We start from the raw sequence: 12,156 nt of genomic DNA, 5'->3' as shown, positions 1-12,156 counted from the left end.
ACGCTGGAAAGAACCTACCGAATAATCTTTTTGACAACCGCCTTACTATTGTCGCTGATTGGATTAGTATTTGTGCAATCGGCAGGATCTTATTGGGGAGAAGTACATTATCAAGATTCTTCTCCATTTATCGTCAAGCAAGGTATTTACATGGTTATTTCCTTAGCTGTTGCGTATGTACTGGTTAAGAGCCCACTAACATCTCATCCTAAATTCTGGACCTACTGCTATATCGCTTCGACCTTGATGTTGGTAGCCGTATTGATACCAGGTGTTGGAGCGGTACGAAACGGTTCTCAAAGCTGGATCGCTCTCGGCCCCATCAGTTTGCAACCGGCTGAATTCGTGAAGGTTGCATTACTAGGGAAATTAGCAAGCGGTATGAAGAAACATAAAGAGAAGTCCTGGCAATGGCAGCACTTTGCATGGATTTTATTACCCGCAACGTTAATCATGTTGCAACCTGACCTCGGCTCTGCCGTCATCATGATAGTGTCTGCCTTTGTTATTCTTTTCTTAGCAGGCTATCCATTGTCATTCTTTATTTTTCTTTTCGTCTCAGGTCTCGGTGCTTTTATTGCACTCATTCTAGCTGCACCGTATCGGCTAGATCGAATTAAATCCTACGTTGATCCGTGGAACGATCCTCTCGGTACGGGGTTTCAAAGTATACAATCTTTATTCGCAATTGCCCCAGGTGGATTATTTGGTCATGGTTTCGGGAATAGTCGTCAAAAGTTTTTGTACTTGCCTGAACCTCAAAATGATTTTATCTTTTCCATCATTGCAGAAGAAATCGGGTTTATAGGTGCGGCATCTATCGTGCTGCTGTTTATCTTGTTATTCGCTTCTGCATTCGGTATAGCGATACGGCTGAACAACTGGAATTCGTTTTTAATTGTCACCGGTATGGTGTCTATGATCACTTTCCAAACGTTTTTAAATATGGGAGTCGTCTCAGGTTTGCTGCCTGTGACAGGGGTGACGTTACCTTTCATTAGTTATGGAGGATCCTCGCTGTTAACTACGTGGCTTGCTGTCGGAACGATTCTACACTACTCTGCGAATAAAAGGGCAGGTTGAAGGGAGAACAGGATGTGGAAAAAGTAATAGATATTGAAGATCGGATTCCATCCATGCGTAAAAAACGCAGAAGAAGGGCCAATATGAGTTTTCTTCTGCTCGTCGTGATATTCGTCCTTGTTCTTCTTGCCTTGTTGTATTTCCAATCGTCATTAAGCGATGTTTCGAAGATATCCATTAATGAGACTGTACTACAAGAAAGTGAGTACTATAAGGGTCAGAGTGGATTGTATAAGGGGCAATCACTGTGGGGGTTCCGTGCAAAAGATATAGAAAATAATCTTGAAAAAATTCCTGGTGTGAAAGAAGCTAAAGTGAAACGTGATTTTTATAATGATGTTTCCATCAATGTTACGGAATGGGAACCGGTTGCTTATATAGAGAATCAAACTCAATATGACCTATTGTTGGAAAATGGTGATCGCTTAGAAGCAACCGATCCTGATATCCTTTCACATGCACCCATCTTATCTGGTTTTACCGAGCCAGATGTGACGGAACGAATGATCAAACAACTACAAAAGATGGATAATACAGTTTTTGAACTCCTCTCCGAGCTTCGTTATGAAGGAGAAGATAAAATTGACGTATTCATGAGTGATGGATATGAAGTACATGCATTGATTTTAGGTTTTGCTGATAAAATGTCCTACTATCCTGATATTATTGCGCAATTGCCTAAAGAAGAAAAAGGTGTGTTGGATATCGAAATTGGTGTGTACTTTAAAACATATACAGATTTCTACAAAGAACCAGTACCGGTAGATGTGAAGATCCCGCAGCCTGTTGAAGAGTCAAACGTAACAAAAGGCAAACCGGCAGAAGTAGAAATTAATAAGGAGGAAAAGAGTGAGCAAGAAACTGAATAAAACTAGAGAAAAGCGCGGCAAGCAATTAGTGCTGTCCATCGTATTTCTAGTATTGGGCTTCATGCTTGCGTTTTCCTATAGAACAATTGGCAGTAAGGAAAAAGTGCTAGATCCAGAGCAATCCGATTTATTTCAGCAAGAAGAACAGTATCGTGCAGAGCTAATCGATCAGCAAGAAAGAAATAAAGAGTTGACAAATGAATTACTCGAGAAACAAAAAGACGTGCGGTCGTTTGAACAAGTCTTCTCCGATAAAGAAAAAAATCATGCGATTCTTGTAGAAAAAGCACGAGATTTAAGGTTATTGCTTGGAGATATTCCGTCAAAAGGTGCGGGGGTCAAAGTGACACTGGAAGATGCGGAATATGATCCTTCGGTACAGAATCCGAATGATTATATCGTCCATGAAAGTCATGTTTTACGTGTAATCAATGAATTGAAAATCGCAGGTGCGCAAGGAATGACGATCAACGGGCAACGGATTAATTCAAATTCGTATATAAAATGTACAGGCCCTGTTATTATGGTTGATGGTAGAACGTTTCCAGCACCTTTTATTATAGAAGCAGTAGGAGATCCGAAAGTGCTATCTCCGGCATTACATTTAAAAGGCAGTGTTATAGATGGCTTGTTGCGAGATAATATCGTCGTCACACTAGAAGAAATGAAGGAAGTTCAACTGCCTGCGATTCGTGACGAAGTATGATGGATTGTGGGGGGGTAGAGTGAAGCGAAAAACACACTGGAAATTCACGTTGATTCTCGGTATAGTGGGGTTTGTATTGGCTTTACAATATAACTCGATGAATACAGCATCTCCACGAGACACACGGGATTTATGGGCTATTCGTAAAGAATTATCGAGTGAAAAGAAAATTCATTCTGAACTCTTAGAAGAAATCAGGGGGATTGACCAGACACTTGTAGCGTATAATGCATCACCCGAAGCCAATGCTGCAAGTGTGTTGCAAGATACGTTGGATAAATTGTATAAACAAGCGGGGTTCATGCCGACCACTGGTCCAGGATTTGTAATAGAGGTTGCTCCATCCCCAGAAAGTATTGCGTTCGGTTATGAAATAAAGCCAGTCTCATCTGAACTGCTGGCTTGGTTTATTAATGTGGTGAATCAACAACAAGGTAATGAGTTGGAGATTGACGGCAAGCGCTTCACTACGTTGAGTTGGATTCGGGATATTAATGGTAATCTAACAGTCAGTGGGGAAGTGGTTTCCACGCCACCGTTCAATATTAAAGTCGTTTCTCCTTCAAAGGAAGCCAGTGAAAAATTGTATAATCAATTATTAACTACTGCCATCCAAGATGAATTTTATTTGGACGACTTCGTTTTGACAATTAGTGAACCAGAGGAACGTATTACGTTACAAGGCTGGACGGGTGGTTTTGAAAATCGATTTTTAAAAGAACAAACAAAGGAGTAATGACAATATGTGGCTACCCTTACTTGGGCTCCTCCTTGGCGTTTCACTAGGTTTGCTCTCGGATATACAAATCCCGCAAGTATATAATAACTATTTAACTATTGCGATTCTCGCTGCATTTGATACACTATTTGGTGGAATCAGAGCCTATCTTCAGCAAGTGTATGACGACCGAATATTCGTCAGCGGATTTTTCTTCAATATACTATTAGCAGCAGCACTCGCGTTTATCGGTGTACACCTTGGTGTAGATTTATACTTGGCAGCAGTTTTCGCGTTTGGCGTAAGATTATTCCAAAACATCGCGGTCATGAGAAGAATCCTGCTTGCAAAATGGACGAGTAGAAACAAAAATCCCGATACAAATGCGTAATATTAAATGTTTTTAGAAGAGGGTGTTGAAAATATTTAGACAAAGCAGTCATAATACAATAGAATGGAAGTTACTAGTTACATTAAGGAGGTGTCAATAATTGAGTAAATCAAATCATTACGTATCACTTGATATAGGATCATCCACAATTAAAGTCTTAATTGGGGAGATGGATCAAAATGCCCTGCATGTAATTGGTGTAGGAAATGTACAATCTGCTGGAATTCGCAAAGGAACAATTATTGATATTGATGCCACTGTACAGTCAATCCGTAAAGCGATTGAACAGGCTGAAAGAATGACAGGTTTGAAAATTGAAGAAGTAGTTCTTGGCATCCCGGCAAATGGTGTCCAATTCCAAAACGTCAAAGGCGTTGTGGCAGTGAACTCTGAAAATCGTGAAATCACCGATGATGATCTTGAAAGAGTTATGAAATCATCACAAGTAATGAATGTCCCACCCGAAAGAGAATTCGTCAATTTAGTGCCAAAGCAATTTATTGTCGATGATTATGATGAAATCACAGATCCCCGTGGTATGATGGGAGTAAGATTGGAAATGGACGCCACGTTAATTACGACGTCCAAAACTCAACTACATAACATTTTACGCTGTGTAGAAAAAGCTGGTTTACAAATTCGTGAAATTTATTTGCAACCATTAGCGGCAGGTACTTTCGCGTTATCTGAAGATGAAATGTATCATGGAACTGCCTTTATCGATATTGGCGGAGGGTCCACTACGGTATCGGTATTTGCTGAAAATCGTTTGATCAGCACGTCTGTATTACCTGTTGGCGGAGATCATATTACAAAAGACTTATCTATCGTCTTAAAGACACCTACAGAACAAGCAAGAATGATTAAACATCAGTATGGCCATGCCTATTATGATGATGCTTCAGATGAGGAATTATTTGAAGTACCCGTAGTAGGGTCAGATGCAAAAGATCAATACAGTCAGCGTTATATCTCTGATGTTATCGGTTCACGTCTTGAAGAGTTATTCGAATTGATTCTCGAAGATTTGTACGCAACAGGTATCCGTGACTTGCCTGGCGGTATCGTGATCACAGGCGGTACAGCTAAACTAGATGGAATATTACAGTTAGCTCGTGATGTCTTTAAAACAAGAGCTAGATTATACACACCAGAATATATTGGTGTCCGTGAGCCGATGTATTCTACTGCGGTTGGCTTGATTCGCTATGCGTATATGGAAGATGTGTTCTTTGGCTATGAAGAAGAGCCAGTTGGTTCACCTCAATCAACAGAATCCATTTATGAAGTTGCGGAAGCTTCAGCTAGACCAGTTAAACCGAAAAAAGAAAAAGGTCAAGGATTCATGAAACGCGCTAAAAAAGTATTCGACAATTTCTTTGAGTAAAACATTGTGTTGGATGGGGAATTGCAGATAATTTAGAGGAGGAAAATCAATGCTTGAATTTGAGACGAACATAGATGCATTAGCGGTAATTAAAGTTATTGGAGTAGGCGGCGGCGGAAACAATGCGGTCAACCGTATGATTGAACATGGAGTGCAAGGCGTAGAGTTTATCGCGGTAAACACAGATGCTCAAGCATTGAAATTATCATCGGCTGAAATCAAACTACAAATCGGTGAGAAGCTTACTAGAGGACTAGGCGCAGGCGCTAACCCTGAAGTAGGTAAAAAAGCAGCTGAGGAAAGTAAAGAGCAGATCGAAGAAGCTCTACGTGGAGCGGATATGGTCTTCGTTACAGCTGGTATGGGAGGCGGAACTGGTACGGGTGCAGCACCAGTTATTGCTCAAATCGCTAAAGATATTGGGGCATTGACTGTAGGTGTGGTTACACGTCCGTTCACTTTTGAAGGAAGAAAGAGATCTACTTCAGCAGCTGGCGGTATCGCAAGCATGAAAGAAGCAATCGATACGCTAATTGTTATTCCTAATGACAAATTGCTTGAAATTGTAGATAAGAACACTCCGATGCTTGAAGCGTTCAGAGAAGCTGACAATGTATTGCGTCAAGGTGTACAAGGTATCTCTGATTTAATCGCAGTGCCTGGATTGATCAACCTCGACTTTGCTGACGTGAAAACAATCATGTACAACAAAGGTTCTGCGTTGATGGGTATCGGTATGTCTACTGGTGAAAATCGTGCAGCGGAAGCAGCAAAAAAAGCGATTTCCAGTCCATTGCTTGAAACATCCATCGATGGAGCAAAAGGTGTACTAATGAATATTACAGGCGGCTCGAACTTGAGCTTGTTTGAAGTGCAAGAAGCAGCTGACATTGTTGCCACTGCATCAGACGAAAACGTCAACATGATTTTCGGTTCTGTCATCAACGACGACTTGAAAGATGAAATCATCGTTACAGTTATCGCGACAGGATTTAACGAAGAACAATTAGCTCCGTCAAGACAAAGAGGTGCTGGTGTAACGGGTGGCGTTCGTCCACAACGACCTACTCAACAGCAACCACCGACACAAAGCAGATATGAAGAGCAACCACGTTACGAGCAACAATCTGAGCCGAGACAACCACAGGTTAATCAGCATCAGCACGAAGAACAACTGGACATCCCAACGTTCTTACGTAATCGTACGCGTCGTAAATAATAAATAGAACAAGCTTCCCGCATGAGATGAGTTTTTCATACGGGAAGCTTTTTTTGTGTTTTCATAATAGCGATTACTCTACGCACTTAAAAATATGTCGAAGTTTTTTTCTGAAACTATCCAAAGCCCGACAGTATTTTCATTATAGCCGTGATAATCTGTTTGTAAGGAGGCCGGCATATGTATGGAGAACTGATGATAGGAATCAACATGCTCTTTAACTACGCCATCCTATCATTCACTAATAAAGTTGGAAATCATCAAACGAGCAGGAGGAGGTTATGGAGTGCAGCATTTCTCGGAGCCTTCTTTATTACGTTGTTCCCGTATTCTGTGCCAGCGATGATTTTGACTTTCTTAGGAATGACGTATATTGCATTTGGACAAACGTTCGGTAGTTGGAAGAATTCTATCCTCGCTGTACTGATCGCGTCTTTTTTCGCGGGGGGAATGTTGACCTTGGTCTATGCACAGATTAGTATTAGCGTAAATCAGAGCTTTTTATTCGTAGCGATTGGTCTAACCTATCTATCGTTATACATTGTGAAACATAAATGGATTGATACACGCATGATGAATAAGTTAATGAGTTTTACGCTCGATTCAGAATTAAGTTTATGGGGAAAATCGATACCACTTAAAGTATTCATTGATACGGGTAATCATTGTGTAGAACCTTTATCAGGAGATCCTGTACATTTTATTGGCTATCAAGCAGTTAAAGAACAGCTGCCAGTCGACTTCGCTTCAGCATTAGAGTCCTGGAATCCTGACCAATCACCAGACTTGGCTAGTTTCCCTGCTACTTATCAAAGAAGTCTTCGGTTAATACGATTGCAGACTGTTCAGGGAGCTTCATGGGCTGTCGGAATCAAGTATGATAGTTGGTCGCTCGAAGGAGAGTTATTGCCTGTGGGATATATCGTCTTGACGAGAGAACAGCGTCAATACCCTCAAGGTGCAGCAGCTATTTTGCAAATGAGCGCGATGGATGTACTAAAAGAAGAAGGGAGAACGGCTATATGTTGACAGAAGTAAAAAAATGGGTTTCATATATTGCAGGATTCTTCAGACGAAAAGGCGGCATATTTTATATTGGAGGACATGAATCTCTTCCTAAGCCTCTCGATAAGGAGCAGGAAGCCAAAATGATTGCAGCATTAATGAAGGGAGATCCTGCTGCACGTGATACATTGATCGAAAAGAATTTACGTCTTGTCGTCTATATCGCAAGACGCTTCGATAATACGAACACAAATATTGAAGATCTCATTAGTATTGGAACTATTGGATTGATCAAAGCAATTGAAACTTTTAAAGCAGATAAAAATATTAAGCTTGCGACATACGCTTCTCGTTGTATTGAAAATGAAATTTTAATGCACTTGCGTAAAACGAATCGAATTCGTTCAGAGATTTCATTCGATGAACCGTTGAATTCAGATGCCGATGGTAATGAGTTGCTTCTATCGGATATTCTAGGTACAGATGAAGATATTATTACAGACGACGTAGAGAAAAAGTTGGAGCGACAATATATGATCGATGCCATTTCCATTTTGGATGAAAGAGAACGTTATATTATGGAACAACGATTCGGACTGATGGGAACAAATGAAATGACACAAAAAGAAGTAGCGGATCTTCTGGGTATTTCACAATCTTATATATCTAGATTGGAAAAGAAAATAATCTCTGAGCTACGTGATCGACTAAATCAGCCCATTTCATAACTGGACTTATCGGCAGAAATTGGCGATTCGTGAATTCGCATATTCTAAAGAGTTGAGGACAGACTACTCTGTACACTCACCTATAGAATGCGGAGGAAGAGCCAATGGTACGTACAAGAGTAGAAATTTGTGGGATCAATACGTCCGAGCTGCCTTTATTAACTGCAGATGTGATGAAAGAGACATTCATCCGTTTGCAAAGCGGTGACGAATTTGCCAGAGATGAATTGGTATTTGCGAATTTGCGTCTCGTACTTAGCCTTGTTCAACGCTTTAACTATCGTGGAGAGCAGGCTGATGATTTATTCCAAGTTGGTTGTATTGGGCTGTTGAAAGCCATAGACAATTTTGATTTAAAACATAATGTCCGGTTTTCTACCTATGCTGTGCCGATGATCATTGGAGAAATTAAGCGACATCTTCGTGATCATCATGCTGTTCGTGTATCTCGATCGTTACGTGATATCGCGTATAAAGCCATCAGAGCAAAAGAACAATATGTCAACGAACATCAACACGAACCAAAAATATCAGATCTAGAAAAGATAACGGGCATACCGGAAGAAGATATCCTATTCGCCTTAGATGCCATACAGGACCCTATGTCGTTGCATGAGCCAATGAACAGCGATGGCGGTGATCCGATTTATATGATGGATCAGCTACATGACCAAAGAGTATCAGAAGACCGCTGGATGAACTATGTGTCCATTAAAGATAAGATGGGCGAACTGGACGAACGTCAACAGCTCATCGTCTCCAAACGATTTTACCTCGGGCAGACGCAAACCGAAATCGCTAAGGAGCTCGGGATTTCACAGGCGCAAATATCGAGAATTGAGAAGCATGCGATGGAACAGATTCGGCTTGGAATTGAACAGAAGAAATACTAGATATCGACTGAATGTATATAAGACTGTCCTTCACACATTAATTTGTGAAGGACGGTTTTTCTTTTTTTAGCGAACGAGTGAGCAACGAGATTGTATCGTATCTGTGCGCTCCACTCTTGTTTTGTTTCGAATAGTCATGTGGTGAGTTCTAGTCGAACCTAAATCCCAAAACTATCACGCAAGCGCTCACTAACTTGCCTAAGTGATCATAGTTTCTACACAACCGCTCATTAAGCATTTCTCTTTACCGTATTTGAAATTAGAAAAGTGAAAAAGCGTGTTAATTACAATAAAAGCTAAAAGCAATTTCATCCTAATGCAATTCATAAAACTTATCTAATGCTCCTCTCTCTATACATTTCCTGATTGGTAAAGCAATTTCCCACGTTCTCATTAAAACTCACTATGCATAGTATGAAAGAAGGAGGGGGAACTATGCGTTTTTCCAGCTTGCAGAAAAAAGAAGTGATTGAACTGAAAAAAGGGTCGTTCATAGGTTTTGTTCAAGACGCTACAATCGACATCGAAAAAGGTGAAATTGCGCAACTTCATATAGGTGAACTTGAGCGCTCCTTCTTCTCAGACAGCAAGTCAAAAGGTGTCCAAAAAATCCAATACAAAGACGTCATGACGATTGGAAAAGATATTATCTTGATCGAGAATAAACGGCTCAATAAATGACTTATCGTTGATATATAGTGCCCTAATTGATACAATGAAATAAAGATGATGAAAAGTAGTGATAATATGGAACAAGTAGAACAACGACTAGTAACTATACAAAAACAAATACATGATGCATGTAAAAAGGTAAATCGTAGCTCGGATGACATCACGTTAATAGCTGTCACGAAGCAAGTGTCTTCCGCTAGAGCGCAATCCTTACTAGATGTTGGGATTAAGGACTTAGGGGAAAATCGACTTGAAGGATTGCTAGAAAAGCAAGAAACGATTGAAGATCCGGTTAATTGGCACTTCATTGGTAACTTGCAGACACGCAAAGTAAAAGAATTAGTCGACACTATTGACTGCCTTCATTCGCTTGACCGTATGAGCCTTGCGAAAGAAGTGCATAAGCGGGCAAGTAAGCCGCTTGATTGTTTTGTACAAGTCAATGTTTCAGGTGAAGAATCTAAATCCGGTATTACTCCCGATGAAGTAGATGTATTTTTTGATCAATTGGCAGCTTACGAAAACATTCATGTAATAGGACTCATGACGATGGCGCCAAATACAGATGATGAATCTATAGTTCGCAACACATTCCGTTCCTTACGTAAACTACGGGACAAAATCGCAGCGAAAGGATTATCCTATGCACCGTGTACAAAACTGTCCATGGGTATGTCTAATGACTTTACAATCGCAATAGAAGAAGGTGCAACTCATATACGCATCGGCACTGCATTGGCCGGATCAGAAAGCGAGGAAACTGAATGAGCCTCAAAAAACGATTGGAAAAAATGTTTTGGGTACAAGAAGAAGACTTAGTTCAACAACCAAAACCTCAAAGTAAACCAACTAAAGGTGAACAAGCAATGGCCCGTAAAGAGATGAAGAAGCTAGGAGGTAAGAAACGAGCTGTTAATAGTCGTCTTCAAGCCTCTCAGCAACAAGCTTCCTCCACACAAGCTCCAGTGATTAGCTTACAAAGTCTTCAAAAATCGTCAAAAGTCATTCTACTCGAGCCGCGTTCTTATGCAGAAGTAGAGGACATTGCAGAACATTTAAAGAATCGCCGTTCTGTTGTAGTGAACTTACAGCAGATAGAACGAGATCAGGGATTTCGTATTATTGATTTTCTAAGTGGTACAGTTTATGCCCTCGGTGGTGACATTCAACGAATTGGCGCAGATATATTTCTATGTGCACCCGACAACGTGGAAGTAGCCGGTAAAATTACGGAATTTCTATCTGAACAACAAGAACGATAGGCTACACAACTTAGAACTTTCGCCTAATGAAAGTCGAACAATTTGAATGAGGTGTACATGTTATTATGATCGCATTATTAAACAATTCATATTTATTGATCTCTGGAGCCTTACAATTATATTCTATCCTGTTAGTCATTTATATTTTAATGTCATGGGTTCCTTCTACTAGAGAAACAAAATTTGGTCAACTTATAGCAAAAATAGCAGAGCCATATTTAGGATTTTTCCGTAAGTTCATACCGCCATTTGGTATGATTGATTTTTCCCCGATTGTCGCATTGCTGTCATTACAATTAATCAGCAGAGGAATAGGTCAGATTTATTTGATGATTTTCCAAGCATTAGTAAATTAAGTATAACCTTAACTGAAATTGGAAATCCTCACAAGGTGAGGATTTTTTATATAAGGAGAAGGAATAGAATGGATTCGATATTTCAACATTTTCGAAAAGAAGAACAACCATTTATTGAAAAAGTGAATAGTTGGGTGAAAGACGTTGAAGATACATATGCACCCAAGCTAACAGAGTTTATGGATCCACGTCAGCGCTTCATAACAGAATCCATCGTGAGGAATTCAGACCTTACATTGACAGCTGAAGGAGGCTTTCACGATGCAGAACGCCAACGTGTGCTAATCTATCCTGATTACTACACCCCGACTAAAGAGGATTTTCAAATTAGGATTTATAAGGTGAACTACCCACAAAAATTCGTTACAATGAAACATTCACAATTACTTGGGTCTCTACTGTCTGTTGGAATTGAGCGTTCACGATTTGGAGATATTCAACTAACTGAAGAAGCAGTACAATTTGCAGTTGCTCAAGAAGTGTCTGAATATATCCACGTCCATTTTACGCAAGTCGGAAAAGTGAAAGTTTCTGTAGAGCCAGTTCTGAATACGGAAGATTTTATCGATGTGAAAGAAGAGTGGACGGAAGAATTACATATTGTTAGTTCATTGCGTCTGGATGTAGTTATTGCAGCATTAACGAACAGTTCGAGAGCCAAAGCTTCTTCTCTTATTAAGGCGGAGAAAGTAAAAGTAAACTGGGCAATGATTGATCAACAAGCATTTGAAGTAGAAGAATATGATGTTCTATCAATTAGAGGGTATGGTCGCTTTAGAATCATGAGCATCGAAGGGCGCACAAAGAAAGATAAGATTCGAGTAATGATTGGTGCACTTGTCTAAATTGAATCCTTGATAAATTAAG

15 protein-coding genes are annotated in these 12,156 nt (G+C 40.1%); all 15 read left to right on the top strand.

Going from position 1 to position 12,156, the window contains the following annotated elements; genetic code table 11:
* Window positions 1–30: 30 nt before the first annotated feature.
* Complete coding sequence (gene ftsW, locus CSV80_RS02455; protein WP_313247669.1) at window positions 31–1,083, top strand: putative lipid II flippase FtsW; 1,053 nt, start codon at window positions 31–33, stop codon at window positions 1,081–1,083.
* A 14-nt stretch (window positions 1,084–1,097) separates the two neighbouring features.
* Window positions 1,098–1,952, top strand: a complete 855-nt coding sequence (locus tag CSV80_RS02450) for a cell division protein FtsQ/DivIB (RefSeq protein WP_099669447.1) — start codon at window positions 1,098–1,100, stop codon at window positions 1,950–1,952.
* Window positions 1,933–2,658 (top strand): DUF881 domain-containing protein, encoded by a 726-nt coding sequence (locus CSV80_RS02445; protein WP_051210410.1) that lies wholly within the window; start codon window positions 1,933–1,935, stop codon window positions 2,656–2,658. The genes CSV80_RS02450 and CSV80_RS02445 overlap by 20 nt, the downstream gene beginning before the upstream one ends.
* On the top strand, window positions 2,645–3,394 hold the full coding sequence (locus CSV80_RS02440) for a DUF881 domain-containing protein (protein WP_158231972.1): 750 nt from the start codon (window positions 2,645–2,647) through the stop codon (window positions 3,392–3,394). Before CSV80_RS02445 ends, CSV80_RS02440 begins: the two co-directional genes overlap by 14 nt.
* A 7-nt stretch (window positions 3,395–3,401) precedes the next feature.
* A complete protein-coding gene (locus CSV80_RS02435) occupies window positions 3,402–3,767 on the top strand; it encodes a small basic family protein (protein WP_099669445.1) in 366 nt (121 codons plus the stop codon).
* Between the two features lie 100 nt (window positions 3,768–3,867).
* The gene (ftsA, locus tag CSV80_RS02430; RefSeq protein WP_029052370.1) at window positions 3,868–5,154 is read left to right on the top strand and encodes a cell division protein FtsA; all 1,287 of its coding nucleotides are present in this window, start codon (window positions 3,868–3,870) and stop codon (window positions 5,152–5,154) included.
* A gap of 49 nt (window positions 5,155–5,203) precedes the next feature.
* Window positions 5,204–6,373, top strand: coding sequence for a cell division protein FtsZ (gene ftsZ, locus CSV80_RS02425; protein ID WP_099669444.1), 1,170 nt, complete (start codon window positions 5,204–5,206; stop codon window positions 6,371–6,373).
* Window positions 6,374–6,553: 180 nt separating this feature from the next.
* Complete coding sequence (locus tag CSV80_RS02420; RefSeq protein ID WP_099669443.1) at window positions 6,554–7,402, top strand: sigma-E processing peptidase SpoIIGA; 849 nt, start codon at window positions 6,554–6,556, stop codon at window positions 7,400–7,402.
* Entirely contained in the window at window positions 7,396–8,106 is a 711-nt protein-coding gene (gene sigE, locus CSV80_RS02415; RefSeq protein ID WP_081657792.1) for an RNA polymerase sporulation sigma factor SigE, read from the top strand. Before CSV80_RS02420 ends, sigE begins: the two co-directional genes overlap by 7 nt.
* Window positions 8,107–8,210: 104 nt before the next feature.
* Window positions 8,211–8,999, top strand: coding sequence for an RNA polymerase sporulation sigma factor SigG (gene sigG / locus CSV80_RS02410; protein WP_029052366.1), 789 nt, complete (start codon window positions 8,211–8,213; stop codon window positions 8,997–8,999).
* Window positions 9,000–9,434: 435 nt separating this feature from the next.
* On the top strand, window positions 9,435–9,680 hold the full coding sequence (locus tag CSV80_RS02405) for a PRC-barrel domain-containing protein (protein WP_158231725.1): 246 nt from the start codon (window positions 9,435–9,437) through the stop codon (window positions 9,678–9,680).
* Between the two features lie 66 nt (window positions 9,681–9,746).
* The gene (locus CSV80_RS02400) at window positions 9,747–10,439 is read left to right on the top strand and encodes a YggS family pyridoxal phosphate-dependent enzyme (protein WP_199083911.1); all 693 of its coding nucleotides are present in this window, start codon (window positions 9,747–9,749) and stop codon (window positions 10,437–10,439) included.
* A complete protein-coding gene (locus CSV80_RS02395) occupies window positions 10,436–10,933 on the top strand; it encodes a cell division protein SepF (RefSeq protein ID WP_029052363.1) in 498 nt (165 codons plus the stop codon). The genes CSV80_RS02400 and CSV80_RS02395 overlap by 4 nt, the downstream gene beginning before the upstream one ends.
* Before the next feature lie 65 nt (window positions 10,934–10,998).
* Entirely contained in the window at window positions 10,999–11,289 is a 291-nt protein-coding gene (locus CSV80_RS02390; RefSeq protein WP_029052362.1) for a YggT family protein, read from the top strand.
* Between the two features lie 68 nt (window positions 11,290–11,357).
* Window positions 11,358–12,134 (top strand): YlmH family RNA-binding protein, encoded by a 777-nt coding sequence (locus tag CSV80_RS02385; RefSeq protein WP_099669440.1) that lies wholly within the window; start codon window positions 11,358–11,360, stop codon window positions 12,132–12,134.
* Window positions 12,135–12,156 lie beyond the last annotated feature (22 nt).

Source organism: Sporosarcina sp. P12(2017) (genome assembly GCF_002743035.1).
Taxonomy (GTDB): Bacteria; Bacillota; Bacilli; order Bacillales_A; family Planococcaceae; genus Sporosarcina; species Sporosarcina ureae.
Note: the sequence above shows the minus strand (reverse complement) of the source record. Positions and strands in the feature narration are given on the sequence as shown.

What these genes read in the sequence shown, in the direction of transcription:
- CSV80_RS02390 (WP_029052362.1), top strand. Translation starts at nt 10,999, where the DNA reads ATGATCGCATTATTAAACAATTCATATTTATTGATCTCTGGAGCCTTA.
- CSV80_RS02400 (WP_199083911.1), top strand. Translation starts at nt 9,747, where the DNA reads ATGGAACAAGTAGAACAACGACTAGTAACTATACAAAAACAAATACAT.
- CSV80_RS02385 (WP_099669440.1), top strand. Translation starts at nt 11,358, where the DNA reads ATGGATTCGATATTTCAACATTTTCGAAAAGAAGAACAACCATTTATT.
- CSV80_RS02435 (WP_099669445.1), top strand. Translation starts at nt 3,402, where the DNA reads ATGTGGCTACCCTTACTTGGGCTCCTCCTTGGCGTTTCACTAGGTTTG.
- sigE (WP_081657792.1), top strand. Translation starts at nt 7,396, where the DNA reads ATGTTGACAGAAGTAAAAAAATGGGTTTCATATATTGCAGGATTCTTC.
- CSV80_RS02405 (WP_158231725.1), top strand. Translation starts at nt 9,435, where the DNA reads ATGCGTTTTTCCAGCTTGCAGAAAAAAGAAGTGATTGAACTGAAAAAA.
- CSV80_RS02420 (WP_099669443.1), top strand. Translation starts at nt 6,554, where the DNA reads ATGTATGGAGAACTGATGATAGGAATCAACATGCTCTTTAACTACGCC.
- ftsZ (WP_099669444.1), top strand. Translation starts at nt 5,204, where the DNA reads ATGCTTGAATTTGAGACGAACATAGATGCATTAGCGGTAATTAAAGTT.
- sigG (WP_029052366.1), top strand. Translation starts at nt 8,211, where the DNA reads ATGGTACGTACAAGAGTAGAAATTTGTGGGATCAATACGTCCGAGCTG.
- CSV80_RS02395 (WP_029052363.1), top strand. Translation starts at nt 10,436, where the DNA reads ATGAGCCTCAAAAAACGATTGGAAAAAATGTTTTGGGTACAAGAAGAA.